The organism is Bacillus mycoides, assembly GCF_001757995.1.
In the GTDB taxonomy this organism is placed as follows: Bacteria; Bacillota; Bacilli; order Bacillales; family Bacillaceae_G; genus Bacillus_A; species Bacillus_A mycoides_B.
On record NZ_LXLV01000073.1, the window covers coordinates 97,274 to 122,504 of the forward strand.

Genomic DNA, 25,231 nt, shown 5'->3' on the forward strand with positions numbered 1-25,231 from the left:
AAAGCCTCCCTTTATTTTGTCCTCATAAGTAAATATATGAAATATGGTGCGCCAATTACAGAAATAACAAGACCGACCGGTATTTCTGAAGTTGGTAACACACTTCTTGAAATTACATCTGCAAATAAAAGTAAGAACGTTCCTATTAATGCAGCCGTTGGTAACATAATTTGATGTTTACCACCAACGAGGCTTCTCGCTAAATGCGGAGCCATTAAACCGATAAAACCAATGCCGCCCGCAACAGCGACAGATGCACCCGCTAAACAAACTGCAATAAATAATAATTTACGTCTTTCCTTTTCTACGTTTACACCAAGGCCAACTGCTGTAGAGTCGCCTAAATTCATTACATTTAATATGTGCGCTTTACTAATGGCAAGTGGTAAGAAAATAACCATCCATGGGAGTACACTTAGTACGAACTTCCAATCTGTTCCCCATAAACTTCCTGCCAACCAAATCGTTGCAAAACGGAAGTCATTCGATGTCATCTTCATAGAAAAAATTAAACTAACAGCACCAAATCCGGCTGCAACAGCGATACCAACAAGAATTAATCGAGTGGATGAAACGCCGTCTTTCCATGCTAGTAAATAAATAATAACCGCTGCTAATATCGCACCAACTAGCGCGAAGAATGGAAGGATAAATACAGATAAAAATGTACCTGTTCCAACTTTTCCAAAGAAAAAGTAGACGAATACAACAACTGTTAATCCCGCTCCAGCGTTAATACCTATAATACCTGGATCAGCAAGTGGATTTCGTGATAACCCTTGCAAAATTGCACCTGACATAGCTAATGCAGAACCAACTAATATAGCAATAACCATACGCGGCATACGAAATTCAAATAAAATAACAGATTGATCTTCTGCACCCAATCCAACCAGTGACTTTAATACATCTATTGGAGGAATTTTAAATGTTCCTGTATTTAAACTTACTAAAAATACAGCAACGATTAATCCTACTAAAATCGTTAAAATAGAAATATTCTTTTTTGTTAAGACGCTCGTCCTCACATTTTTCCTCTCCCTTCATTACGTGCTAAGTAGAGGAAGAATGGAACTCCAATTAGCGCTGTAATTGCTCCAATTGGCGTTTCAAATGGTGGATTAATAACGCGAGATAACATATCTGCACATTCAATTAACAATCCACCTAAGACTGCAGAACATGGAATAACCCATCTATAGTCTGAGCCTACAAGGAAACGAGTCATATGCGGAATTACAAGTCCAACGAATCCAACCGATCCTGCCATAGAAACCGCAGAACCTGTTAATACAAGAACAAGTACTGTTCCGATAAATTTAATTAATGTCGTATTTTGACCAAGTCCAATCGCAATTTCTTCACCAAAGCTTAAAATGGTAATATACCTCGACATCATAATTGCTATAACGAGACAAACAAGACCAATCGGTACTAACATATTAATACTTTGCCATTTCACTCCAGCAACACCGCCTGCATTCCACATACTTACCTCTTGGGCAAGGTTGAAATACAATGCAATTCCAGATGAAATTGCCCCTAATAAAGCACTAATCGCCGCACCAGCTAAAGCTAATTTCACAGGCGTTAATCCACCTGGTGAAGAAGACCCAATACCATATACAATGCTCGCTCCAAACGCAGCTCCAATAAAAGATGCAATAACAAACATTAAATAAGGTGAATTAGGGAAAAATGCATACATAATTGCAATCCCGAATACAGCACCATCTGTAATCCCCATTAACGATGGGGATGCAAGTGGATTTCGTGTCATACCTTGCATAATTGCTCCTGATACCGCTAAAAAGGCACCTGCAACTACGCCCCCTATTGCTCTAGGCATGCGAAGTTCTTGAATTACGTTATGATGCGTGATAGACCCATCAAACTGAAATACAGCTTGCCAAACGGTCTTTAAACTAATATCTGCTGCACCAAACGAAATAGAAACTGCCATGCTTAAAGCTAACAAAATTGTGCCTGCTATTAAAATAATAGAAGCAACGAGCGGTCTGCTCTTAATCTCTTTAACATTCACATCTTGCTGTTCTATACTCCTTGCGCTCGCTTCCATCCCTCAACCATCCTAACCAACAACATATATTTAATAAAATGAAATTTATTCTCAAATAATAATAAAAAAATTAGGTGAATTGACACTCTCATGATAATGATTCTCAGAATCAGATACTTTCTATTCTACCTACCACGTCAAAAGACTGTCAACCATTATTTTGAAATACGAATTCATACAAAGCGCTATCTTATGGACATAAAAAAAGAAGAGTAATCTGTTCACTCTTCTTTTTCTTACTTATTTAACTTTACTTCAATTTTTGTAATTAATTCATCTTCTGTTGGAGCTGCAACTGGACGATTATTTACAAATGCGAATGATTTTTTACGACCAGGACCACAGTAAGACTGACATCCAACTTCAATCGTTGCACATGAATCTACTTTTTTTAACTTCGGAATCAGCGTTTTAACATTCGTCGCCTGACAATCATCGCACACACGAAATTCGTTTCCCATTATATATAACACTTCCTCTATTTTAAACTTTTCACAAGTACATTTAAAAATAAACACTAAATGGTATTTTACCGCTCTTTGAAGCTTGTTGCAAGTCTCCGGGCGTAGCTCTATTCCTATATAAGGCTACCTATTTTTTATATTTTCTCCTTCAAAAGCTTTCATCATTCATAGCCACATTTCTTCTCTTCATTGAAATCTACCATATTTTTAAAAGCTTTGTATAAAAGCTCATTTTTTTGCCCATTATAAAAATAGGAAGTTCATAAAAAGAAAGGGAGTTGAATCTATGAAAGTAAGACAAGATGCTTGGACAGACGAGGACGATTTATTACTTGCTGAAACGGTGCTTCGCCATGTTCGAGAAGGAAGTACTCAATTAAATGCTTTTGAAGAAGTAGGAGATCAGCTAAATCGCACATCTGCTGCTTGTGGTTTCCGCTGGAATGCTGTTGTTCGCTATAGCTATGAACAAGCTCTTCAACTAGCAAAAAAACATCGTAAAGATAAAATGCGTGCTGTGGGCGGTGAACAAGCAAAAAAACGTTTACTTTATACACCACCAGCTTCAGGGGCGATAACTGATTATGAAGAACACGTACCGTATGAAACAGCTGTTCAATATACAGAAGCTATTCCATATCAAGAGCCGACTGTCCCTGCTCCAAAAAGCTCAATAACAATGCAAGATGTTATTTACTTTTTACAAACAGTTGGATCTTCAAATATAAAAATAACAGCTCTTGAAAACGAGAATACGAGATTGAAACAAGAAATTAAAGCGCAAATCTTGCGAAATGAAGAACTAGAAAAGAAACTAGAAAAATTAGAACAACAATCTCATACTGTACAAGAGGATTACGAAACACTTATGAATATTATGAACCGTGCTCGTAAATTAGCAGTAATGGATGATGAGGAACGCTCACAAACATCTTTCCGCATGGATCGAAACGGTAACTTAGAAAAAATTGCAGAATAAAAAGGATGCATGCAATGCATCCTTTTTATTCTTTCACTTCAAAATCCCCCTTTATCCCGCTATTTGCGGGCAGTAAAACTCCCGCCTCAAAATTCAGCTGGAGCAAAGAAGTTATGTGGGAGCCCTGCTGCCCGTAAACGCCCGATTGGTGAAGGCTAATAATCAGTGGGGGATGAAAAACCCCCCCACTGATTAAAGTTTCACTTTATATCCGAGAAAACCCCTTTCTTCATTTTTTGCTATAATAGAGGTTGTCATTTTATAAATAAGGGGTTAGTTATATGAGCAATTCCCGTTCGATTTTATCTCAGCCAGAGTGGCGTATTGTAGATCAGTCTAGTTTAGGACCAACATTCCATGCACTTCAGTCATTCGCAATGGACGACACGTTATGCACAAGTATTGGAAATGGTCTATCCGCTGCAACAATGCGCTCTTGGGTTCATCACAATACAATTGTTCTTGGCATTCAAGATTCACGCCTACCACATTTAGAAGAAGGTATTTCCTTTTTAAAAGAAAACGACTTCAATGTTATCGTTCGTAATTCCGGTGGACTGGCTGTCGTACTTGATGAAGGTGTTTTAAACGTATCACTTTTATTCCAAGAAACAGAAAAAGGTATCGACATCGATCTTGGATACGATACGATGTGGCATTTAATTAAGGAAATGTTAAAAGATTACGATGTTACTATCGAGGCAAAAGAAATTGTTGGTTCTTATTGTCCTGGTAGCTATGATTTGAGCATTCGCGATCAAAAATTTGCTGGTATTTCTCAGCGTCGTATTCGCGGAGGCGTTGCTGTACAAATTTACTTATGTGCGACAGGAAGCGGATCTGAGCGTGCCGCACTCGTTCGTGATTTTTACAACGTAGCAATTCAAGGCGAAGAAACACGATTTACTTATCCTGAAATTGTGCCGAGTACGATGGCTTCACTATCTGAATTACTTGGCGAAACAATTACAGTGCAAGATTTAATGATGCGCCTTTTAAAAACACTGCAGCAATTTGCTCTAAAGTTAACACCATCTCAGCTAACAGTAGATGAAGTTCCTTTATACGAGACAAATTTACAACGTATTATTGATCGTAACAATAAAGCACTTGGCTTAGAGAAATAAAAACCGTCGCTATAGCGACGGTTTTTTTATATACATGCTTTTATTTTTTCACCACAACAAATTGCTTATCTTCTAAGAAAAATGTTTCTCCTAATTGTTCAATATATTTTTTCTTATTTAACTTAATGTGCTTGCCGAATTGAAGGTTTTTCAAATCAATTGTAATGTCTAGCTTATCATCTTTCTCATGTTCCTCTTCCCCATCTAAACAACTGTAGATTTCTATTTCTTCACCATCGTTTAAATTGCTGTTTATATAATGAAATAATACTTTCACACCTTCCCCCAGTCTCCCTAAATATCCACCCATTTCATATACGAACATTTTATGAAAGTGTTTTTTGATTGGCTCATAGTACATTTCTAGTTTCACAATCGTTATAAAATCCCCTTCAATCATTCCATAATCCCCTACTGGTAGTTCTTTATTTGCCGCAATAAAGTGGTGTACTGTCACTTTCATCCCTCCCCCTATTATTAAAATTATATATATTCCTTAAAGATTTAAAACTACTTAATTTTTAAAGGATAAACAAAAAAGACCACCCTCATTTCAAAAGAAATAGGGTGGTCTTTTTTCATATTAATTCATTATAGAATTAAAGTGCTTGAGCTGCTGTAATTAAAGCTAACTTGTACACTTCTTCTTCGTTACATCCACGAGATAGATCATTTACAGGCATGTTTAAACCTTGTAAGATTGGTCCCACTGCTTCGAAGTTACCTAAGCGTTGAGCGATTTTGTAGCCGATATTACCAGCTTCTAGGCTTGGGAATACGAATACGTTAGCATCACCTTTAATTGTAGAACCTGGAGCTTTCTTCTCAGCTACAGATGGTACGAATGCAGCATCGAATTGGAATTCTCCATCTAAAGCTAATTCAGGAGCCATTTCTTTTGCAATGCGAGTTGCTTCTACAACTTTTTCTGTTTCTGGAGATTTCGCAGAACCTTTTGTAGAGAAGCTTAACATAGCAACACGTGGGTCAATACCGAATAGTTCAGCAGTTTTCGCACTTTCAATACCAATTTCAGCTAAATCTTGGCTGTTTGGTGCAATGTTAATTGCACAATCAGCGAATACATACTTCTCTTCTTCACGTACCATGATGAATACGCCTGAAGTTTTTGTAACGCCTGGTTTTGTTTTAATAATTTGAAGTGCTGGACGAACTGTATCAGCTGTAGAGTGAGCTGCACCACTTACTAAACCTTGTGCTTTGCCCATGTATACAAGCATTGTACCGAAGTAGTTTTCGTCTTTAAGAATTTTACGAGCATCTTCTTCTGTTGCTTTACCTTTACGGCGTTCAACGAAAGATGCTACCATTGCATCCATCTCTTCGTATGTAGCTGGATCGTAAATATCAACGCCTGCTAATGTTAAGTTCATGCTAGCAGCTTTTGCGCTAATTTCTTCTTTATTACCAACTAAAATTGGTTTTACTAACTCTTCTTTTGCTAAACGCTCTGCAGCGCCTAAAATTCTTTCATCAGTTCCTTCAGGAAGTACGATAGAAATGCCTTTTCCTTGCACTTTTTCTTTTACTGCTGTAAATAAATTGCTCACGAATAAACCCTCCTACAAATGTTAAAAACTCTACCTTTAAGAATACTTCTTTTCAGCTATATTTTAAACTTATAGCTCCCAAAAAATAGATAAAACGAAAATGATTATATTTTCATAAAATTCAGCCGGAAAATAAAGCCTACTTAAGCCTTATCTTCTCCCGTTTTCCAGTAAATATAAATGTGACAGTTTTATGCACCGAAACTTTATTTAGATGTTTTTAATCCTATATATGCTATAGTTAACGTGTAAAATATCATTAACTGAGGTGAATAGAATGAGTGAAGCAACAACAACGTTAGATGGCTGGTATTGTTTACATGATTTACGTTCTATTGATTGGGCAGCATGGAAAACATTATCTAGTGACGAACGCGGACAAGCAGTGTCTGAATTTTTAAATGTCGTTGAAAAATGGAACGAAGTAGCTACTGCAAAAAAAGGCAGTCATGCAATGTATACAGTTGTTGGTCAAAAAGCAGATATTATGCTTATGATCTTACGTCCAACAATGGAAGAGTTAAATGAAATCGAAACAGAATTAAATAAAACAACATTAGCTGAATATTTAGTTCCTGCATATTCTTACGTATCTGTTGTTGAACTAAGCAACTATCTTCCAGCTGATGAAGACCCATACCAAAACCCACAAGTCTTAGCTCGCTTATATCCTGAGTTACCGAAAGCAAATCACATTTGCTTCTATCCAATGGATAAGCGTCGCCAAGGTAATGATAACTGGTATATGCTTCCTATGGATGAACGTAAGAAACTTATGTACAGTCATAGCAAAATCGGTCGCCAATACGCAGGTAAAGTACGCCAAGTAATTTCAGGGTCAGTCGGATTCGACGATTTTGAGTGGGGCGTAACATTATTCGCTGACGATGTTCTGCAATTTAAGAAACTTATATATGAAATGCGCTTCGATGAAGTAAGTGCTCGCTACGGTGAATTCGGAACATTCTTTGTCGGAAACATTTTACCAAGCGAAAAAGTAACAACATTTTTACACATATAATATAAAAAAAAGGAACGAATTTCGTTCCTTTTTTTATTACCTCTACATTTACCTGCAAAAAACTTCTTTTCTCTGCAAATTTGAACAAAAATCGACAAATTCTTTTCAAATTTCTTGTAAGATTGTAACCTTTTCACATCCAAATTTATGCTAAAATGATACGAGCTATATGCTAATAACGATGCGAAGGTGATAATGTATATGAAGAAAATCTTGTCTATTTTACTATTGTTTCTATTGTCATTTTCTTCCTTAGGAGTAACAAGATCCCATGCGGAAGAAAAAATACATATAGAGGCAGCTGCTGCACTTCTATTTGATGCAGATACAGGAAAAATACTGCATGAACAAAATCCAGATGAATTACTAGCTATCGCTAGTATGTCAAAATTAATTGTTGTTTATGCCGTATTAGAAGCAATTAAAGAAGGAAAAATCACTTGGGATACGAAAGTAAACATTTCCGATTACGCTTATGAAGTTTCACGTAATAATGAATTCTCTAACGTACCGTTCGAAAAGGGACGCCAATATACTGTAAGAGAATTATATCATTCTATCGTTATCTTCTCTGCGAATGGATCTAGTATTGCTTTAGCAGAATTACTTGCAGGAAGTGAAAAGAACTTCTTAAATCTTGCAAATGAACATGCGAAAAAACTAGGGTTAAAGAAATATAAATTTGTAAACGCTACTGGGTTAAACAACGCTGATTTAAAAGGCAAACATCCTGAAGGAACTGATCCGAATGGAGAAAACTCCATGTCAGCTCGCGATATGGGTATTCTTTCAAAAACAATTATTACAAAGTATCCAGAAATGCTAGAGGATACAAAACAAAGATTTAGAAACTTCCCAGATAATCATCCGAAACCCATTCGTATGGAAAATTGGAACTGGATGTTACCAGGTGCTGCTTTCTCTTATGAAGGAGCAGATGGTTTAAAAACAGGAAGCTCTGATACAGCTGGATATGGATTCACCATTACAGCAAAACGTGGTGATTTACGCCTTATTTCAGTTATTATTAAAACAAAATCAATGGACGAGCGTTTCACAGAATCTCGTGCATTAATTGAATACGGGTTTAATAACTTCGAAAAACAGAAATTAAAAGTAGATAAAAATAACAAAATTTCTGTAGTAAAAGGAAAAGAAGACTACATAACAGTTGCACCAGAAAAAGAAGTGACAGTAGTTACTGCAAAAGGTAGCAAATCACCTTACAAAATTTCTACTGAAGCAGATAAATCACTTGCTGAAGATGGGCATTTAGTTGCTCCTATTAAGAAAGATGCAAAAGTAGGTTCAATCGTTTTAGAATCAACTGATAAATACGGTTTCTTAGACGGAAATAAAAGTATGAAAGTTACTGCAAAAACGACTGAAGAAGTAGAAAAAGCAAATTGGTTCGTATTAACAATGCGTTCAATTGGCGATTTCTTCTCAAACTTATGGTCTAAAGTATTTTAATGATGAAAAGCTAGCTTTTTTTATTTTCCCCTCTAGATGTAAAACTTCGTTTGGTTGTCATATCTGCGTCCTTTTTCTCATACGTATGAACTAGTAATTGTTCCACACTTCATCTAGAAAAAGCCTCTTTCCAAAGGGTATTCCAAAAAGAGAGGTGACACATAATGGGTGTTATTGCTTATACAGAAGAAGATGTAAAGTTATTAGCTAGACTCATGCGTGCTGAAGCTGAAGGAGAAGGGCAACAAGGCATGCTAATGGTTGGAAATGTCGGTGTAAATCGCGTCCGCGGAAATTGTTTAGATTTTAAAAAAGTACGGAACTTACGTCAGATGGTTTATCAAAATCCTGGTGGTTTTGAAGCTACTCAAAAAGGGTATTTTTATCAACGAGCACGAGAACAAGACATTGCCTTAGCAAGGCGTACCATTCAAGGACAACGTTTTTGGCCTGCAAATTTCGCTTTATGGTTTTTCAGACCTGAAGGTCCTTGCCCACCAACTTGGTATGACCAACAAAATTCTGGACGTTTTAAAAAGCACTGCTTCTTCCAACCATCCGGTGAGGATTGTCCAGGCGTATATTAAGGAATGAAAATGAGGAGGGATTTTTGAATGGCACAGCAACAAAATCCATACTATGGAACAGGTTTTTATCAACCATCTGGAACTTATGTACAACCGCAACAAATGCCCCCTGGGCAGCAGCAACAGCAAGCGATGCAACAACAAGCTGCTCAGGCTCAATTGGCAGTTTCTCAAGGTATGTTACCACTAGAGCAATCTTATATTGAAAATATCCTTCGTTTAAACAAAGGTAAGCCAGCTACAGTTGTAATGACTTATGAACGTGGTAGTTCGCTTGGTACACAATCTTATACAGGGATTATCGAGGCAGCTGGCCGTGATCATATCGTTATTAGTGAGCCGAAATCTGGAAAACGCTTTTTACTACTAATGATTTATTTAGATTATGTAGAATTCCCAGGAGAAATTACGTATTTACCTGGTCAACAAGCAACTTATGCTCCAAGACCATAAAAAAAAGCTGGCAAATGCCAGCTTTTGTTTTTTATAACCCTTTTACAACTGCAGTTCCGACTAAAATCCACGCCACAATAAACGCTACACCACCAAGAGGTGTAATTGGGCCAAAGAATTTAATACCTGTTGTACTTAATGCATAAAGACTGCCTGAGAACATAATAATCCCAGCTACCATAAGCCAACCTGCAGTGCTTAAAAGTGATGATTGCATTTTGTCCATTAATAGAGCAACTACAAATAAGCCACCTGCATGAAACATTTGATATGTAACGCCCGTCTTCCACACTTCTAACATTTTTGCAGAAATTTTATTTTCTAAACCATGTGCTCCAAAAGCCCCTAATGCAACAGATAATCCTGCTGCAATACAACCTAGTAAAAAGAAAATTTTCATCTTAATTCCCCTTTTTATTTTTATCATAAGCAATTTTCACATATAATCCAAACGATTTAATCCTTAAAAATCAAATAAAGAATTACCATTTGCACCTTCTTCTTTTATATACACAGGTTCTCCAGAAACTGGCATAACCGGTTGAACTGTTGTTATAGGCTGAGATCCGATTATTCGTGATTGAACTTGTGGTTCCCTATACGTAGAAGGCTCAACTTGTTCATCTAATAATAAATCACATAATGCACGCACAACTAATAAATGCTCTTTTGATTTTTGTCCTTCACTACTTTTTGCCTTTGCAATTTCATTCGCCATTTTATTTAAAACCTTATCGCTAGATACTTGCATTCCTTGTCACCTCTTACTTTGTAGTTCTTTCTCAAATTGCCCCAGTTTCTCCACTGAACCAAATACTATTATCATATCATGTTCTTGTAGTTTTTCCTGCCCCGTTGGATTATGGATAATATCCCCATCTCTTAAAATCGCTAAAATTGTTACATCAAATTGATTTCTCACATTACTCTCTAGTAACGATTTACTGACTAAGATAGAATCTTTACCAACTTGAATTTCTTCAATTACAAATGATTGCTCTATTCCATACAATACTGTATCAATATAATGAACTGTTAACGGATTAGCAATACCTTTTGCTATATGAATTCCTGCCATACTAGATGGATTAATAACTTTATTTGCACCAGCGCGCCGTAATTTCTCTTCTGTTTCTGGCTTTTCAGCTCTTGCTACAATTTTAATTGCATCATTAAGCCCTCTTGCCGTTAATGTAATAAATACATTTTCAGCATCGTTTGCTACGATAGCCACTAGACCCGCTGCCTTCGAAATTCCCGCATTATGTAACACTTGATCTTCAGTTGCATCTCCATGTACATATAGAAGCTTTTCCTGTTCAAATATACTTTCATCTTTATCCACAACTACAAACGGAATTTTCTTTTCCTGTAATTCATGTACAACTTGAAGCCCTACTCTACCGCAACCACATACTATAATATGATTTTGTAACTGCGCTATTTGTTTATCCATCTTTTTCCTCCGCACCGCATGAAATAAATTCCCCTCAATGATCATAGCTGCTATTACCCCCATTGCATACGTAACGATACCGACGCCAACAGGTATAATAAGGAGCGCAAAAAATTTCCCTGCCTGTGTTACAGGCACTACATCACCATATCCAACAGTTAATACCGTAATCATCGTCATCCAAAATGCTTGAAACAAGCTAATCTCTTCAATTGTCATAAATCCTAGCGTTCCTAGAATTACAACAAAGGTCATACATATAACTGCTATCCATAATTGCTTACGTGCATTCATATTATGTTTCAACTCTTTTCTCTATCTACAATCTTTGCCAGAGGAAATGAAATACGTATATACTAGAAACGGAATCTATGAAAGAGGTTGATATAATGAAGCTATTTCTTTCTGCCTTACAATGGGCACTATTTATTTTAGCTGGAAGTCTTATTGTACCAATTAGTGTCGCAACTAGTTACGGTCTCGATGGTGCTGAAGCTATCGCATTTGTACAAAGGACATTATTTGTTCTCGGTTTTGCCGGCCTACTGCAAGCTATATTTGGTCACAAACTTCCTATTCAAGAAGGTCCTGCAGGCCTTTGGTGGGGAATTTTCTCCCTTTATGCAAGCTTAGGTGTCGTATTATTTGGATCAAGTAATGAAACACTTAAGGTCCTTCAGTACGCTTTCCTATTAAGTGGCATCATTTGTATTATTCTTAGTGTTTTTGGACTTATCGATAAACTAGTTCGTTACTTTACACCGACAGTAATTGGAACGTATTTATTCCTTCTTGTCGCACAACTTAGTGGCTCCTTCTTAAAAGGCATGTTTGGCCTTGATGGACAACATACAGAAGTACAGCCAAAGGTATTTATTCTTTCACTCATTGTTATTTTACTATCTTTTTTCATTATGAAGCTACCTATTATTGGACAATATTCCGTTCTTTTCAGTATCGTCTGCGGCTGGATATTATTTGCGTGCTTCGGATTATCTAATCCAGTAACACTTGTGACAGATATAATTCGTCTTCCATCTCTATTTGTTTTCGGAATGCCTCGCATTGAATGGAACATGGCAATTACGGTAGTTTTCGTCACACTATTACTTCTAACAAATATGTTAGCAAGTATTCGCGTTGTACAAAAGGTTGTTTCTAAATATGAAGAAGATGCCGCGGAGAATCGCTTCAAACAAGCTGGCATTATAACAGGAATAAATCAATTACTAGGTGGTCTGTTTTCAGCCATTGGTCCTGTTGCCATTTCTGGATCAGCAGGATTTATCGCAACAACCAATATTTATAAACGCCTCCCATTTATGTTAGGGTCAAGCTTTATCATTCTTGTTAGTATATTCCCAAAGATTACTTCATTCTTTGCAGCAATCCCCGTCGCAGTTGGGTATGCTGCGATTTACCCTGTATTTGCAAGCATGATTGGTCTCGCTTTTCGCGAATATGACACTGTACAAAATAAAGAACAATTATTTAAAGTAGCAGGTCTTTCAATCTTTACAGGAATCGGAGTTATGTTCGTTCCAGCCGGAGCATTTTCTACGTTGCCGCCATTTTTAGCATCATTTCTAAGTAACGGTCTCGTTCTTGGATCTGTAATGGCTATCTTGCTGGAAATACTATTTTCTCGTTCGCACGAAAAACAACTATCGTAAATTGGAAAACTTCCATTATTGCACTCTACCTGTAGAGTTGTTACGATAATGATAAAGTGAAACTTTAATCAGTGGGGGCTTTGTTCATCCCCCCACTGATTATTAGTTGAACCAATCGGGCGTTTACGGACAGTTGATCTCCCACCTAACTTCTTTGCTCCAGCTGAGTTTTGAGGTGGGAGTCTTACTGCCCGTTGATGCGGGATAAATTATCATGGGCAACACGCTCATGATAATTTATACTAACAATGCAGAACTTCTCCTAATTTCATGTAAAGAGGTTCGATGTCTTACTATATATTCCCCACTATCTTCATAAAAATTTATTTCTATTCCAACAAAGAAAGGAATTTTCTATATGACTTATAAAATGATTGTTTTAGATTTAGATGATACTTTATTACGCGATGACCATACAATTTCGCCTCGTACGAAAGAGGCTTTAATGACAGCACAAGAGCAAGGAGTTAAAGTTGTACTTGCTTCTGGGCGTCCAACGTTTGGTATGCGCAATGTTGCAAAAGAACTTCGTTTAGAAGAATACGGTAGCTTCATTCTATCTTTTAACGGCGCAAAAATTATTAACTGTAAAACAAATGAAGAAATCTTTAGTAGCACGCTATCTCCTGAAATCGTTCACAACCTATTTGAAATTAGTAAAACTGAAGATGTATGGATTCATACTTATATTGGCGATGATATCGTAACAGAAGAAAATAATCCGTATACTGAAATTGAGGGAGAAATTACTGGTATGCCGATTATTAAAGTAGATGATTTTAAAGCTGCTGTTAAAGAGCCTGTAGTAAAAGTATTAATGAATAAAGAAGCTGAACGCCTTGTTGAAGTAGAAAAGAAACTACAAAAACAACTAGAAGGTCAATTAAGCGTTATGCGCTCTAAACCATTCTTCTTAGAATTCACTGAATATGGTGTTACAAAAGGAACGAGCTTAAACCAATTAATCCAAAAACTTGGTATTAAACGCGGAGAAGTTATCGCAATGGGTGATAGCTATAACGATCAAGCGATGATTGAATTTGCCGGTCTTGGCGTTGCAATGGGCAATGCACCAGATGATATTAAAGAAATTGCAAACTATGTAACAGATACAAATATGAACGATGGTGTTGCTAAAGTTGTAGAGAAATTTGTACTAAAAAGCGAAGTGCTTGTTTAATATTTTCATTCATAAAACCTATTTGAAGTCAAATACTTCAAATAGGTTTTTATTTAAATTACATTGCTTTTGTGACTATATTTTGAACTTTGCACTATTCTCGTAGTGTAAAATTTCTTTTTGTATATAATGAAACAAAATAGACTATTTTATTTTGAAAAAGAATACAAATTTACTATATACAAGCATACGTTAAAGGAGGCTATTTCATGTTATCTACACCAATCGGACGATTAAGAGCAATCGGCTTAATTGAGGGGATTTCTTTCCTATTACTATTATTTGTAGCAATGCCATTAAAATATTTTGCAGGGTTTGCAACAGCTGTTAAAATTACAGGTATGGCTCATGGCGTTTTATTCATATTATTCATCTTTGCGGTAATTCAAGTAACAATCGTACACCGTAAAACAATTTTATGGGCACTTGGTGCACTTGTTGCATCAGTTATCCCATTTGGTACTTTTGTACTAGATGCAAAACTAAAAAATGAACAGTAATAGTAAAAAGGTAGTTAACAATTGTTAGCTACCTTTTTTGCGTTTATATATTCGGAATTTGCCAATCGATTTCTTTTTCATCCATGTTAGATAAAATCTCATTTACTTTAGAGTACGGCTTACTTCCAAAGAAACCTCGTCTTGCTGATAATGGACTTGGATGTACGGACTCGATAATATGATGATTCGTATTCGTAATTAACTTTTTCTTCGCCTGAGCATGGCGTCCCCATAATATGAAAATAACTGGCTTTTCACGTTCATTTAATAGCTCAATTACGCGATCTGTGAAATGCTCCCATCCTTTTCCTTTATGAGAATTTGCTTCACCTTGACGAACCGTTAATACAGTATTTAATAATAATACTCCTTGCTCCGCCCATTTTACTAAATAACCGTTATTCGGAATTTCATAACCGTATTCATCTCGAAGTTCTTTATACATATTTAGCAATGACGGTGGCGTTTTAATGCCAGGTTGTACAGAAAAGCTTAAACCATGCGCTTGATTCGGTCCATGATATGGGTCTTGTCCTAAAATAACGACCTTTGTATTTTCATAACTTGTATACTGAAGAGCGTTAAAGATATCTTCTTTCTTTGGATAAATCACAAGCTCCTCATACTCTTCTTTTAAAAAGTTAGCTAAAGCTTGATAGTATTCTTTCTCAAATTCTGACCCCAGTAATGGTCCCCAATCATTCTGCAAAATGTTTTCCATGCCTTCACTTCCTATCCAATTAATTCACCATATCCTGCCTTGTAAATACTACAAATGAAATGATAAGAGATACTACTGCCCAAACCGTTAAATTCATTAACGAAAACCCCATTGATAATCCTTGTAATGCAGGCAGTTTTCCTGATAAATAATCCGTTAGCGATAAGTTGACACTAAAAATGTATTTCGCACCTTCCCAAGACGTTGCGAATGAACTTAAAATGCCGCCTGCAATTAACGCAGCTAACATAACGCCCATGCCAGCTGGTGTATTACGAATTAAAACGGAAACCATAAATGATATAGTTCCAACAACGATAGCAACAAACCAAGCTAGTCCGTAAGCCATTAAAATGTATTGCCACTGCGGAATGAGATGTACAAAGTTCGTATTCAATGTTTCCTTATCAATAACAAATCCAGTTAAAACAGGTAAATTCCATCCAGAGTATCCAAATACAAGCCCTGATAATGCGTAAGCAAACAAACCGACAAGAAGCAATATGAGCGAAATGAAAAATAGCATCGTCACATATTTACTAAGGAGTATTTTCCAGCGCCGAATCGGCCTCGTCAGAAGCATTTTCATCGTACCATCGCTTCGTTCTCCTGAAACAATATCAATGGCGACAATCATAACGAGCAATGGAATAAATAACGTTATTCCTTGTTCAATAAACGCCCTCACAAATGTTGGTGCCCCTGGCGCAGTCGGATTAATATTATGATCTAAATAATATTGTTGCTGTTCCACTCTTACTTTTAACCAATCTCGCCATTCTTCTGGCAATCTAGAATTGTTCAAGCGGTTTTGTGAATCAACAATTTGTTGCTGTAATGATACTTTCCAATCGGTCGTACCAAGCCTTTTTTGCGTCGTTTCTATTTCACGATACTGAGCATACACAAAAAGTGGAATCAAGATTGCTAAAATAAGCATGACAACAACAATCCGTTTCTTACGATAAATCTTTTCTGATTCATTTAAAATAAGATTCGCAAATTCACGCATGTTGCTCACCCCTTGTGAGTTCAATAAATAAATCTTCTAGCGTAAATACAAGCTCTTTGACGCTATGTACATCTATCTCGTTTTCTACAAAGTGCTTATTCCAAACACTAATAGACGCAACATCCATACGACATAGTAAACGCTCATCTTCTATACTAACTTCCTCTACCTCTTCAGCAGCGTCTAACATGTCTTTCGCTTTGGAAATCGGTGTAACGACCCATTCCACACGATCACTCGCTGTTTTGATCAACTCTTCAATAGGTGCAACTGTTATTATTTTCCCTTTATGAATAATAGCAACACGGTCGCATATCATTTGCACTTCACTTAGCAAGTGACTCGAAATAAATACACTCATATTTTCTTCTTTTACAAGCTTATGTATAAATTCCCTAAGTTCTCTAATCCCAGCCGGATCTAAACCATTCGTCGGCTCATCTAATATGAGCAATTTCGGGTTTCCAAGTAGCGCCTGCGCAATTCCAAGGCGCTGCTTCATACCAAGGGAATATGTTTTTACCTTATCGTGAATACGCTCATCTAAATGAACCATTTTTGCAATTTCAATAATACGTTCATCTGATATATCACCAAGCATGCGCGCAAATTGCTTTAAGTTTTCCCATCCCGTTAAATATGTATAAAGCTCTGGGTTTTCAACGATACTTCCAATTTGACGCATCGCTTCTCTAAAATTTTCCTTAATAGAATAACTACCAATAGAAATAGTACCTTCTGTCGCTTTAATCAGTCCGACTAACATTCGAATTGTTGTCGTTTTCCCAGCTCCGTTCGGCCCTAAAAAGCCAAACACTTCTCCTTGTTTTACATCAAATGAAATGTCTTCTACAAGTGTCTTCTTTCCAATTACCTTCTTCACGTCTCGTACGGAAAGTATCATCGTCATTTTATCCCTCCTTGTTCTAGTTTTAGTTTACTTACGACGTTTTGGACTAATCGCTCTGCCATATATGTGTAGCCGACTTCATTCGGATGAAAATGATCGGAGTATAATAAATCTTTTCCGCGATTTTGGAATAAATCAAATGTCGGTGTAATATATACATTTTTATCATTTAATGCTAACTTCTCTAAAGAAGCATTCCAATCAACAACAATATTTGATGAACCCCTTAAATCTTCCACATCCTCAAAAGGATTGTATAAACCTAGCCAAAAAATAGGGCTATCTGTATTTAATTTACGAATTTCTTCTATAATTTTCTTCGCTTCATTTTGAAACGTTTCCGTATCAGGACGATACGTCTCTAAATCTATCTTTCCGAGCGATTCCCATCCTGGGAACAAATCATTTCCTCCAATTGTTAAAACAATTACATCTGCTTGCTTAATTGAATACTGAGCACCGCTACCCTCTAATTGTTTTAATAAATCCGGCATTTTTGCGCCACTAACTGCCAAATTGGTTAGTGCAACTTTTTGTTTATAATCTTTTTGTAAATCCTCTTTCATTCGTCCAATATAGCCAATTCCTTCTTTATCACCAACGCCTCGCGTTAACGAATCACCTAAACTAACTATTTGTAACGTTCCCGTTTTCTTTTTCTCTTTTGCCACTACGTCAGTCTTCGTAATTAATTTGGAAGCTTTCGGATTTAATACATCATTCACACCCGAAACAAAACCATATGCAAATAAACAGAAAGACGCAATTGTAATGAGTAGAATTACTTTTACTAATTTTGATCTCATATCAAAACCCCTTTAGCCCCTATAGATTGTCCATAATTATACCAAACGGATTTTCGAAAAGCGATTTTCACACCTTCCTTATTATGTCGTTTCCCTATCTACCAAATTTGGTAATAACTCTACATGTTTCACTTCTATTTCTTCATCATTAATTTTTTCATATAATAATTCAAATGCCTTTACACCAACATTTTTACTAGAATGCGAAATCGTCGTAATACCTAATATATCTGCCACCTCTTGATCATCACATCCGATAATCGTAATATCCTCTGGGATACGAATTCCTTGTTTTTTCGCCTCCGTTACCATTCCTGCAGCAATATGATTGCAAGATACAAGAAACGCCGTCGGTTTTACAGACATACTAGCCCATTCCCTGACTACATTGCGCCCATCTTCCACCGTAAAACAGCCCTTAAACTTCCAGGCATCTAACGGTGTTACAACAATCCGTTGAAGTGAATCCTCATACGCCTTTTTTCGCCTCTGGCTATTAATACTATTACTTCTTCCAATGCAATATCCGATACGTGTATGACCAGCATCTATTAAGCTTTTCATCCCGCGCAAAAATACTTTGTAGTAATCAATATGTACACTCGAAATGAAATTCGAATCTATTTCTTCACACATCACAATTGGACCAAACTTCGTATACTCTTCAAGTTTTTCCTTATTATTTGTCCGTGAACATATAATTACTCCATCAAGCTTTTTCATTTTTAACATATGTAAAATTTCAAGCTCTTTTTCTTCGCTATAATTTGTCTGGCAAAGCATCATATTATAATTTTTCTTTGCGGTTTCCTTTGATATCCCCCCAATAATGGCACTGTAATATTGATCATTTACGTGCGGCAATAAAACGCCAATTACATTCGTTTTTCCTTTCACTAAATGAATAGCATTCACATTTTGCGTATAATTTAATTCTTCTATAATCGCTAAAATCTCTTTTCGTTTCTGTTCATTCACGTACGGATGATTATTGAGTACACGTGAAACAGTTGAAACAGATACCCCAGCAAGTTCAGCAATCTTTCTTATATTAGTCATCTCATTTTCCCTTTCTCACAAAAATTCTCCCTTGACCTGGTAAGCTTTCCACAATATATCCTTTCCTAGCAAATACATTTTGAAAGGATATACAACTATGCTTCGATTCAAATTAGAATATATATTTTTCATTGGCGGTTTACTCATTCTCGCCATCGGTATTAATATGATGACGACAATTACTTCCTTTGGACTTAGCCCTTATGATTCCTTCTTTATTGCACTATATCAAAATTTTGGGATAAGTATTGGTTTTTGGATTTTCATGATTAACTTTGTTTTTACCCTGATCGTACTCTTTTGGGACAAAAAACAAATTACAATCGGCACAATTGTCACAATGATTCTTATTTCTCTTTTTGTTGATTGGGTTGGTTCTATTATGACTATTATGGACGCTATCCGCTCTCTTCCAAAATATATAACACTTATTTGTGGAAATCTATTCATCGGAGCCGGAATTGGTCTTTACGTCTCTACAAACCTTTGCGCAGCACCTCAAGAGGCTTTCGTTTTAACTGTCGCTGAGAAAAAGAAATGGACATTTAGAAGAACAGAAATTTCATTAGCTTTTTTATTTTTAACATTAAGCTTCTTATTAGATGGGCCAATCTATTTTGGAACAATTATCTTATCCTTTACAACAGGTTGGATTATTCAAGCATTTATTCAAGTCGGTACGCAGATTTTAAATAGAAAAAAACCTATTAAGCAAGCCGCTTAATAGGTTTTTTTATTTTATTAGAAGAGATACTACTTAGCATCTCCTTCAATTCGATAATTTGCTTTCACACAATCTATTTCTTCATACGATTGCAATGTATGTAGAATGTACTCATAATCCGCAAGAGAAGCACGATGTGTTACAATCACGATTTCTGCTTTCCCTTTCTCTTCAAGTGGCATTTGAATAATCTTTTCAAAACTAACACCGCGTTCAGAGAACAATGATGTAATTTTTGCAAATACACCAATTTCGTCTTTCACATGAAGTCTTAAAAACTTTTTCACGATAATTTCATCTGGCTCTTTTAGTACCTTTTGATATTGCGGGACTACAGCACTATTTCCTGTTACACCTAACCTAATATTTTGCATTACAGCAACTAGGTCAGAAACAACAGCTGTCGCTGTCGGTAAGCTTCCTGCTCCCGGACCATAAAACATCGTTTCTCCTACCGCTTCACCATACACATAGACAGCATTATATTCATTTTGCACTGCCGCAAGAGGGTGTGCATTTGGAAGTAAAGTTGGCTCAACTGTAACCTCTAATTTCTCGCCATCTCGCTTTGCAAGGCCAATTAATTTAATTGTATAACCTAAGCTCTTACTATATTCAATATCTTCTGCTGTAATAGAAGTAATCCCTTTTACCTTCACGTCTCCAAGCTCTACATTTGTAGAGAAACCGAGAGTAGCCAAAATCGTCATTTTTCTTGCTGCATCTAAACCTTCTACATCTGATGTTGGATCTGCTTCTGCAAATCCAAGCTGCTGAGCTTCTTTTAACACGTCGTTATATGCTCTCCCTTCGTCTGACATTTTCGTCAAAATAAAATTTGTTGTTCCATTTACAATTCCCATTACTTTCGTAATAAGATCTGAAGAAAGTCCTTCTACGATGCTTCGTAAAATTGGAATCCCTCCAGCTACACTTGCTTCGTAAAATAAATCAGCCTTGTTATCTTTTGCTACCGCTAAGAGTTCCGCTCCGTGTAATGCCATTAAGTCCTTATTTGCAGTCACAACGTGCTTCCCGCTCTTTAAAGCTTGCAAAATATATGCTTTTGCATCATCAATGCCACCCATTACTTCGATGACAACATCAATATTTGGATTATCTAAAATTTCATTCACATTTTGTGTTAATAGAGTAGAAGGCACGTCGACCTCTCTCTCTTTCTCAATGTTTTGCACCAATACTTTCGTTACTTTCACTGGACAACCTACTTGGTGTATAAGTCGTTCTTGATGATCTGTAATAATACGAACTACACCACTACCAACTGTCCCAAGACCTAATAACCCCACTTGAATTTCTTTCATAATACTGTCCACCCCTCAAAAATTGTGTTTAGATGAATTATATAGACGAAAAATTATAAAAACAATTAATTTAGAACATTCGGAAAAATAAAGGTTAATCTTTACAAAGAAAACGCTACCACGTGTTACACAATCTTTATTTACAATATATAAGGGGTTTCTTGATACACATAATAATTCAGCCAATTAGAGAATAATAAATTCCCATGACTCCTCCACCTAACAAGCGGCTTCTCATCTGGATTATTATGTTTAAAATAATTTTTTGGCACATCAATATTTAACCCTTTTTGGCAGTCCCGTTCGTATTCTTGCTTTAACGTATCACAACTATATTCACTATGTCCGAGTGCGAAAACTTGCCTTCCCTCTTGCCCAATAGCAAGATGAACACCTGCTTCTTCAGAATTGGCTAATAACGTTAATTCTTTCACTTTTTCAATGTCGCTCTCTCGTACTTCTGTATGACGAGAATGCGGAGCAAAAAACACTTCATCAAACCCTTGTAACAATTTCACATGTTGCTCGCGAACCTCATGTTCAAATACACCAAACATTTTTTCCGCAAGAGGATACTTCGGCACACCATAGTGATAATACAAACCTGCTTGTGCCCCCCAGCAAATATGAAGCGTCGATGTTACATTCGTTTTTGAATACTCCATAATACGTCCAAGCTCTTCCCAATAATCTACCTCTTCAAAAGAAAGAGTTTCAACTGGTGCTCCTGTAATAATGAGTCCATCAAATTTTTCATTCTCAATATCACGAAATGTTTTATAGAAGCTCGTTAAATGGTCCTGCGCTACATTGCGAGACAGATGCGATTCCATATGAAGTAAATGAACATCTAATTGCAACGGTGTATTTCCAATTAAACGAAGTAATTGCGCCTCTGTTTCTTGCTTTGTAGGCATTAAATTTAATATAGCAATTTTCAAAGCACGTATATCTTGTGTTACTGCTCGCTCCTTCGTCATTACAAAAATATTTTCCTTCTGCAATACTTTGCGAGCTGGTAAATCTTTATCAATTATGATCGGCATGTTGTTTGCCTCCGACTAGCGCCGCTTCTAAATCTGCAATAATATCAGAAACATCTTCTATACCGACCGATAAACGAATTAAATCAGATGTAACACCAGCTAAACGCTGATTTTCTGCGCTTAATTGTCTGTGCGTCGTACTAGCAGGATGTATTACACAAGTTCTTGCATCAGCTACATGCGTTACAAGAGTTGCAAGTTTTACATTTGCGATAAATTCTTTTGCTGCTTCTAATCCGCCCTTAATACCAAATGTTAAAACTCCACTAGCACCTTTTTTCAAATACTTTTGTGCTAACGAGTAATTTTCATTACTATCTAACCCTGGATAATTCACCCATTCAATGCGATCATGATTAGCAAGCCACTTAGCAACTTCGAGAGCATTTTCACTATGACGCTCCATTCGTAAATGCAATGTTTCCAGGCCAATGTTGCTAATATATGCATTGAATGGGCTCATACAGTTTCCGTAGTCTCTTAATAACTGAACGCGTGCTTTCACAATATACGCTGCTGCTCCAAAATTTTGAACATAGCTTACGCCGTGATAACTCGGATCAGGTTCGACAAGCTCAGGGTATTTTCCATTTGTCCAATCGAAGTTCCCTCCATCTATTACAATGCCGCCTAGAGAACTTGCATGGCCATCAATATATTTCGTTGTAGAATGGACAATGATATTTGCCCCATGTTCAAATGCCTGGCATAAATAAGGCGTCGCTAATGTATTATCAACGATAAAAGGTACTTCTAATTCTTTTGCTGCCCCTGAAAGTTCTTTGAAATTCAAAACGTTCATTGCTGGGTTTCCTAATGATTCTGCATAAACGAGTTTTGTCTTATCATTAGCAAGTGCCGCAATTTCATCTGCCGTTAAATTAGGATTAAAGAACGTAACATCGATGCCAAGTTTACGCAAACTCACTCCAAATAAATTAAACGTTCCTCCGTAAACAGTTGAAGAACAAAGTAAATGGTCTCCACTACTGCAAATATTTAAAACCGCAAGCATAATAGCTGCCTGCCCAGAAGCTGTTGCAACAGCCCCTACACCACCTTCTAAATCTGATAACTTCTGCTCAAATGCAGCTAGAGTAGGATTTCCAATACGCGTATATATATATCCTTCTGCCTCTAAATTAAATAGTGCTGCTAAATCATCTGACGTATCGTATTTATACGTTGTACTTTGATAAAGTGGCAAAACACGCGGCTCACCATTTTTTGGCGTATAGCCACCTTGCACACAAATCGTTCCTTTCCCCCATGATTCTCCCATCTCTCATTCTCCTTTCCTTTATGCAAAATAAAAAACTGCCCCTTCCCTGAAAACAAGAAAGGAGCAGTTTGAAAACACGCTCTAAGGTTCTTTCTTATCTCTCAGGATTATTACCTGCAGGATTTGGCACAATTCCGTTATACGGCTGTTGCCAAGGTTTCATCGGGCCTGTCCCTCCACCTTTTCTTGATAAGACTATGCAATTACCGTTGATTTTATAGCAATAATTTCCTGATGTCAAATGGTTTTTCTGAATGTTCTAAATTAAATGTGAGGAATTTAATATAAACAACAAAAGAAATATATTCCATATTCATTTGAAAAAGACCTTTTAAAAACTCCGATCAATATATAGAATTAAATAAGTGGTTTAACCGCGTTGGTTTCAAATTTTCATGAGATTTCAATATATTGAATAAGCCAAACCCTCAAAAAGATACTATATATATTCAATTCATTTCACACTAGCACATTTAATCCTTTCTGCATGAAAACTTACATAACGGAGGTACAACATGACAAATAAAAAGGACATGCACTATATACTCGTCCTATATGGCATTCTTTTAGGCTCTATAGTAGGAGCTACAGTCTGGTTATTTTTAGTTACAATAAATATCGGAATTCACTTTATTTGGGGATACTTACCTACTATTTTCTCTTCTCCGCCTTATTACACCATTTGTGTAACAATCATCGGTGGTATCCTCGTTGGTTTAACACAAAAATATTTCGGTACATATCCACGTCTTATGCCCGAAGTGATGGCTGAATATAAAAAAACAGGTAGAATCGAATACAGTTTTGTACATAAAGCTACTTTAACTGCGATTATCGTTTTAATATTTGGAGCTAGTTTAGGCCCAGAAGCAGCACTTGTTGGAATTATCGGTGGACTTTGTACATGGGTAGGAGATCGCTTTAATTTTGCTTTAAAGGGAATGAATGAACTAACAGAGGTTGGAATTGGTGCTACTTTAAGTGTAATTTTTAATGCACCATTATTCGGTTATTTAGCTCCGAATGAAAATGAGGGTGAGCAAATTAATGAATTTTCGAAAGGAAAAAAAGCAATTGTATATTTAGCTACCACTTTTGCCGGTTTTTCCGTTTACTTATTGCTTAGTAAACTCGATAATCGTGGATCCTTTATTGTTGATTTTGGGGAAGGGTCTCTTGCTCTTAATGAATGGATCGCCTTTCTACCACTTGCTAGCATTGGTGCTATAGTTGGTTTCTTTTATTTCAAATTAGAATTCGCATTAGAGAAATTAATCCATCCCTTCAGGGAATACAAGGTATCACTTGGAATTATAGGCGGTATTTTATTAGGGGTTACAGGAACTTTTCTCCCGTACACGTTATTTTCAGGGGAACATCAATTAAAAGATTTAGTCGTTGAATGGAGCCATTTATCCTTCTGGGTACTACTTCTTTCAGGAGTTTTAAAATTATGTATTACTGCCGTTTGTTTAAATACGGGTTGGCGCGGCGGACATATTTTCCCAATTATATTTGCTGGATCAAGTATCGGATACGCTATAGCTTCTATTCTGCCTATAGATCCAATATCTTCTGTAGCCATCGTCACGACAGCTATTTCAAGCTATGCATTAAGAAAACCAATAGCTATAACATTATTATTGCTCATGTTTTTCCCGCTCAATTTACTATTACCAATGCTTGGAGCGGCAGCGATTGGTAATGCATTTCCACTTCCTAAAAACAACGAAGCTACAAACGAATAAAAATAGGCAGTAGGGACAAAAGTTCCACTGCCTA

Annotated in this window: 27 protein-coding genes and 1 riboswitch; of the genes, 11 read left to right on the forward strand and 16 right to left on the reverse strand. The window is 36.5% G+C overall.

From position 1 onward, the window contains the following. Positions 1-11: 11 nt before the first annotated feature. The 3 genes from BWGOE10_RS26860 to BWGOE10_RS26870 all read right to left on the reverse strand — a co-directional run bounded on the left by BWGOE10_RS26860 (position 12) and on the right by BWGOE10_RS26870 (position 2,541). The gene (locus BWGOE10_RS26860) at positions 12-1,028 is read right to left on the reverse strand and encodes a FecCD family ABC transporter permease (protein WP_002123700.1); all 1,017 of its coding nucleotides are present in this window, start codon (positions 1,026-1,028) and stop codon (positions 12-14) included. Continuing rightward, positions 1,025-2,080, reverse strand: coding sequence for a FecCD family ABC transporter permease (locus BWGOE10_RS26865; RefSeq protein WP_002113119.1), 1,056 nt, complete (start codon positions 2,078-2,080; stop codon positions 1,025-1,027). The genes BWGOE10_RS26860 and BWGOE10_RS26865 overlap by 4 nt, the downstream gene beginning before the upstream one ends. A gap of 236 nt (positions 2,081-2,316) precedes the next feature. Then, positions 2,317-2,541: a DUF1450 domain-containing protein gene (locus tag BWGOE10_RS26870; RefSeq protein WP_000526076.1), complete on the reverse strand. Its 225-nt coding sequence runs from the start codon at positions 2,539-2,541 to the stop codon at positions 2,317-2,319. A 289-nt stretch (positions 2,542-2,830) separates the two neighbouring features. Here BWGOE10_RS26870 and BWGOE10_RS26875 point away from each other — a divergent pair, with 289 nt between their 5' ends. Both BWGOE10_RS26875 and BWGOE10_RS26880 read left to right on the forward strand, forming a co-directional pair. Further along, positions 2,831-3,523 carry an RsfA family transcriptional regulator gene (locus BWGOE10_RS26875; protein ID WP_070145633.1) on the forward strand — a complete coding sequence of 231 codons (693 nt, stop codon included), beginning with the start codon at positions 2,831-2,833 and terminating at the stop codon, positions 3,521-3,523. A gap of 281 nt (positions 3,524-3,804) precedes the next feature. Next, the gene (locus BWGOE10_RS26880) at positions 3,805-4,650 is read left to right on the forward strand and encodes a biotin/lipoate A/B protein ligase family protein (protein ID WP_070145635.1); all 846 of its coding nucleotides are present in this window, start codon (positions 3,805-3,807) and stop codon (positions 4,648-4,650) included. Between the two features lie 40 nt (positions 4,651-4,690). On the opposite strand, the gene BWGOE10_RS26885 is transcribed toward BWGOE10_RS26880, so the two are convergent. Together BWGOE10_RS26885 and pta are read right to left on the reverse strand one after the other, a co-directional pair. Beyond that, complete coding sequence (locus BWGOE10_RS26885) at positions 4,691-5,107, reverse strand: hypothetical protein (protein ID WP_070145777.1); 417 nt, start codon at positions 5,105-5,107, stop codon at positions 4,691-4,693. A 142-nt stretch (positions 5,108-5,249) separates the two neighbouring features. Continuing rightward, positions 5,250-6,221 carry a phosphate acetyltransferase gene (gene pta / locus BWGOE10_RS26890; protein ID WP_002113123.1) on the reverse strand — a complete coding sequence of 324 codons (972 nt, stop codon included), beginning with the start codon at positions 6,219-6,221 and terminating at the stop codon, positions 5,250-5,252. A gap of 277 nt (positions 6,222-6,498) precedes the next feature. Between pta and hemQ the strand changes: the two genes are divergently transcribed. The 4 genes from hemQ (at position 6,499) to gerQ (ending at position 9,755) form a co-directional block, all read left to right on the forward strand. After that, positions 6,499-7,242, forward strand: a complete 744-nt coding sequence (gene hemQ / locus BWGOE10_RS26895; protein ID WP_002113124.1) for a hydrogen peroxide-dependent heme synthase — start codon at positions 6,499-6,501, stop codon at positions 7,240-7,242. A gap of 195 nt (positions 7,243-7,437) precedes the next feature. Further along, positions 7,438-8,715: a serine hydrolase gene (locus BWGOE10_RS26900; protein WP_070145637.1), complete on the forward strand. Its 1,278-nt coding sequence runs from the start codon at positions 7,438-7,440 to the stop codon at positions 8,713-8,715. Positions 8,716-8,879: 164 nt separating this feature from the next. Next, on the forward strand, positions 8,880-9,302 hold the full coding sequence (cwlJ, locus tag BWGOE10_RS26905; RefSeq protein WP_070145638.1) for a cell wall hydrolase CwlJ: 423 nt from the start codon (positions 8,880-8,882) through the stop codon (positions 9,300-9,302). A 27-nt stretch (positions 9,303-9,329) separates the two neighbouring features. Then, complete coding sequence (gene gerQ, locus BWGOE10_RS26910; protein WP_070145639.1) at positions 9,330-9,755, forward strand: spore coat protein GerQ; 426 nt, start codon at positions 9,330-9,332, stop codon at positions 9,753-9,755. Positions 9,756-9,786: 31 nt separating this feature from the next. Here gerQ and BWGOE10_RS26915 read toward each other — a convergent pair whose 3' ends face one another. From BWGOE10_RS26915 to BWGOE10_RS26925, 3 genes are all read right to left on the reverse strand, one after another. Then, positions 9,787-10,155 (reverse strand): DUF423 domain-containing protein, encoded by a 369-nt coding sequence (locus tag BWGOE10_RS26915; protein ID WP_002016371.1) that lies wholly within the window; start codon positions 10,153-10,155, stop codon positions 9,787-9,789. A gap of 63 nt (positions 10,156-10,218) precedes the next feature. Then, positions 10,219-10,506, reverse strand: a complete 288-nt coding sequence (locus BWGOE10_RS26920; protein WP_070145641.1) for a YwdI family protein — start codon at positions 10,504-10,506, stop codon at positions 10,219-10,221. 6 nt (positions 10,507-10,512) lie between these two features. Further along, complete coding sequence (locus tag BWGOE10_RS26925; protein WP_070145643.1) at positions 10,513-11,505, reverse strand: potassium channel family protein; 993 nt, start codon at positions 11,503-11,505, stop codon at positions 10,513-10,515. A gap of 95 nt (positions 11,506-11,600) precedes the next feature. Between BWGOE10_RS26925 and BWGOE10_RS26930 the strand changes: the two genes are divergently transcribed. From BWGOE10_RS26930 to BWGOE10_RS26940, 3 genes are all read left to right on the forward strand, one after another. After that, a complete protein-coding gene (locus BWGOE10_RS26930) occupies positions 11,601-12,884 on the forward strand; it encodes a purine/pyrimidine permease (RefSeq protein ID WP_070145644.1) in 1,284 nt (427 codons plus the stop codon). 358 nt (positions 12,885-13,242) lie between these two features. After that, positions 13,243-14,064, forward strand: coding sequence for a Cof-type HAD-IIB family hydrolase (locus tag BWGOE10_RS26935; RefSeq protein WP_070145646.1), 822 nt, complete (start codon positions 13,243-13,245; stop codon positions 14,062-14,064). A gap of 209 nt (positions 14,065-14,273) precedes the next feature. Further along, complete coding sequence (locus BWGOE10_RS26940) at positions 14,274-14,564, forward strand: DUF3817 domain-containing protein (protein WP_002144657.1); 291 nt, start codon at positions 14,274-14,276, stop codon at positions 14,562-14,564. Between the two features lie 43 nt (positions 14,565-14,607). On the opposite strand, the gene BWGOE10_RS26945 is transcribed toward BWGOE10_RS26940, so the two are convergent. The 5 genes from BWGOE10_RS26945 to BWGOE10_RS26965 all read right to left on the reverse strand — a co-directional run bounded on the left by BWGOE10_RS26945 (position 14,608) and on the right by BWGOE10_RS26965 (position 19,072). After that, entirely contained in the window at positions 14,608-15,285 is a 678-nt protein-coding gene (locus BWGOE10_RS26945) for a uracil-DNA glycosylase (RefSeq protein ID WP_070145648.1), read from the reverse strand. Between the two features lie 19 nt (positions 15,286-15,304). Further along, positions 15,305-16,297, reverse strand: coding sequence for an ABC transporter permease (locus BWGOE10_RS26950; protein WP_070145650.1), 993 nt, complete (start codon positions 16,295-16,297; stop codon positions 15,305-15,307). Next, on the reverse strand, positions 16,290-17,207 hold the full coding sequence (locus BWGOE10_RS26955) for an ABC transporter ATP-binding protein (protein ID WP_070145652.1): 918 nt from the start codon (positions 17,205-17,207) through the stop codon (positions 16,290-16,292). Before BWGOE10_RS26955 ends, BWGOE10_RS26950 begins: the two co-directional genes overlap by 8 nt. Further along, a complete protein-coding gene (locus BWGOE10_RS26960) occupies positions 17,204-18,013 on the reverse strand; it encodes an SGNH/GDSL hydrolase family protein (protein ID WP_033710565.1) in 810 nt (269 codons plus the stop codon). Before BWGOE10_RS26960 ends, BWGOE10_RS26955 begins: the two co-directional genes overlap by 4 nt. An 81-nt stretch (positions 18,014-18,094) precedes the next feature. Beyond that, positions 18,095-19,072: a LacI family DNA-binding transcriptional regulator gene (locus tag BWGOE10_RS26965; protein ID WP_070145653.1), complete on the reverse strand. Its 978-nt coding sequence runs from the start codon at positions 19,070-19,072 to the stop codon at positions 18,095-18,097. Between the two features lie 97 nt (positions 19,073-19,169). On the opposite strand from BWGOE10_RS26965, the gene BWGOE10_RS26970 reads away from it, so the two are divergent. Further along, positions 19,170-19,796, forward strand: a complete 627-nt coding sequence (locus BWGOE10_RS26970) for a YczE/YyaS/YitT family protein (RefSeq protein WP_070145655.1) — start codon at positions 19,170-19,172, stop codon at positions 19,794-19,796. 29 nt (positions 19,797-19,825) lie between these two features. On the opposite strand, the gene BWGOE10_RS26975 is transcribed toward BWGOE10_RS26970, so the two are convergent. The 3 genes from BWGOE10_RS26975 to BWGOE10_RS26985 form a co-directional block, all read right to left on the reverse strand. After that, complete coding sequence (locus BWGOE10_RS26975; protein ID WP_070145657.1) at positions 19,826-21,121, reverse strand: homoserine dehydrogenase; 1,296 nt, start codon at positions 21,119-21,121, stop codon at positions 19,826-19,828. A 140-nt stretch (positions 21,122-21,261) separates the two neighbouring features. After that, positions 21,262-22,167, reverse strand: a complete 906-nt coding sequence (gene metA, locus BWGOE10_RS26980; RefSeq protein WP_070145659.1) for a homoserine O-acetyltransferase MetA — start codon at positions 22,165-22,167, stop codon at positions 21,262-21,264. Next, complete coding sequence (locus tag BWGOE10_RS26985; protein WP_070145661.1) at positions 22,151-23,449, reverse strand: bifunctional O-acetylhomoserine aminocarboxypropyltransferase/cysteine synthase; 1,299 nt, start codon at positions 23,447-23,449, stop codon at positions 22,151-22,153. Before BWGOE10_RS26985 ends, metA begins: the two co-directional genes overlap by 17 nt. A 91-nt stretch (positions 23,450-23,540) precedes the next feature. Then, positions 23,541-23,645, reverse strand: a riboswitch (SAM riboswitch). Between the two features lie 319 nt (positions 23,646-23,964). Between BWGOE10_RS26985 and BWGOE10_RS26990 the strand changes: the two genes are divergently transcribed. Continuing rightward, positions 23,965-25,197, forward strand: a complete 1,233-nt coding sequence (locus tag BWGOE10_RS26990) for a chloride channel protein (RefSeq protein WP_070145662.1) — start codon at positions 23,965-23,967, stop codon at positions 25,195-25,197. Positions 25,198-25,231 lie beyond the last annotated feature (34 nt).

What these genes read in the sequence shown, in the direction of transcription:
- cwlJ (WP_070145638.1), top strand. Translation starts at nt 8,880, where the DNA reads ATGGGTGTTATTGCTTATACAGAAGAAGATGTAAAGTTATTAGCTAGA.
- gerQ (WP_070145639.1), top strand. Translation starts at nt 9,330, where the DNA reads ATGGCACAGCAACAAAATCCATACTATGGAACAGGTTTTTATCAACCA.
- BWGOE10_RS26955 (WP_070145652.1), bottom strand. Translation starts at nt 17,207, where the DNA reads ATGACGATGATACTTTCCGTACGAGACGTGAAGAAGGTAATTGGAAAG.
- BWGOE10_RS26935 (WP_070145646.1), top strand. Translation starts at nt 13,243, where the DNA reads ATGACTTATAAAATGATTGTTTTAGATTTAGATGATACTTTATTACGC.
- BWGOE10_RS26900 (WP_070145637.1), top strand. Translation starts at nt 7,438, where the DNA reads ATGTATATGAAGAAAATCTTGTCTATTTTACTATTGTTTCTATTGTCA.
- BWGOE10_RS26960 (WP_033710565.1), bottom strand. Translation starts at nt 18,013, where the DNA reads ATGAGATCAAAATTAGTAAAAGTAATTCTACTCATTACAATTGCGTCT.
- BWGOE10_RS26950 (WP_070145650.1), bottom strand. Translation starts at nt 16,297, where the DNA reads ATGCGTGAATTTGCGAATCTTATTTTAAATGAATCAGAAAAGATTTAT.
- BWGOE10_RS26930 (WP_070145644.1), top strand. Translation starts at nt 11,601, where the DNA reads ATGAAGCTATTTCTTTCTGCCTTACAATGGGCACTATTTATTTTAGCT.
- BWGOE10_RS26985 (WP_070145661.1), bottom strand. Translation starts at nt 23,449, where the DNA reads ATGGGAGAATCATGGGGGAAAGGAACGATTTGTGTGCAAGGTGGCTAT.
- BWGOE10_RS26970 (WP_070145655.1), top strand. Translation starts at nt 19,170, where the DNA reads ATGCTTCGATTCAAATTAGAATATATATTTTTCATTGGCGGTTTACTC.
- BWGOE10_RS26915 (WP_002016371.1), bottom strand. Translation starts at nt 10,155, where the DNA reads ATGAAAATTTTCTTTTTACTAGGTTGTATTGCAGCAGGATTATCTGTT.
- hemQ (WP_002113124.1), top strand. Translation starts at nt 6,499, where the DNA reads ATGAGTGAAGCAACAACAACGTTAGATGGCTGGTATTGTTTACATGAT.
- BWGOE10_RS26975 (WP_070145657.1), bottom strand. Translation starts at nt 21,121, where the DNA reads ATGAAAGAAATTCAAGTGGGGTTATTAGGTCTTGGGACAGTTGGTAGT.
- BWGOE10_RS26920 (WP_070145641.1), bottom strand. Translation starts at nt 10,506, where the DNA reads ATGCAAGTATCTAGCGATAAGGTTTTAAATAAAATGGCGAATGAAATT.
- BWGOE10_RS26865 (WP_002113119.1), bottom strand. Translation starts at nt 2,080, where the DNA reads ATGGAAGCGAGCGCAAGGAGTATAGAACAGCAAGATGTGAATGTTAAA.
- BWGOE10_RS26880 (WP_070145635.1), top strand. Translation starts at nt 3,805, where the DNA reads ATGAGCAATTCCCGTTCGATTTTATCTCAGCCAGAGTGGCGTATTGTA.
- BWGOE10_RS26925 (WP_070145643.1), bottom strand. Translation starts at nt 11,505, where the DNA reads ATGAATGCACGTAAGCAATTATGGATAGCAGTTATATGTATGACCTTT.
- BWGOE10_RS26870 (WP_000526076.1), bottom strand. Translation starts at nt 2,541, where the DNA reads ATGGGAAACGAATTTCGTGTGTGCGATGATTGTCAGGCGACGAATGTT.
- metA (WP_070145659.1), bottom strand. Translation starts at nt 22,167, where the DNA reads ATGCCGATCATAATTGATAAAGATTTACCAGCTCGCAAAGTATTGCAG.
- BWGOE10_RS26945 (WP_070145648.1), bottom strand. Translation starts at nt 15,285, where the DNA reads ATGGAAAACATTTTGCAGAATGATTGGGGACCATTACTGGGGTCAGAA.
- BWGOE10_RS26990 (WP_070145662.1), top strand. Translation starts at nt 23,965, where the DNA reads ATGACAAATAAAAAGGACATGCACTATATACTCGTCCTATATGGCATT.
- BWGOE10_RS26965 (WP_070145653.1), bottom strand. Translation starts at nt 19,072, where the DNA reads ATGACTAATATAAGAAAGATTGCTGAACTTGCTGGGGTATCTGTTTCA.
- BWGOE10_RS26940 (WP_002144657.1), top strand. Translation starts at nt 14,274, where the DNA reads ATGTTATCTACACCAATCGGACGATTAAGAGCAATCGGCTTAATTGAG.
- BWGOE10_RS26875 (WP_070145633.1), top strand. Translation starts at nt 2,831, where the DNA reads ATGAAAGTAAGACAAGATGCTTGGACAGACGAGGACGATTTATTACTT.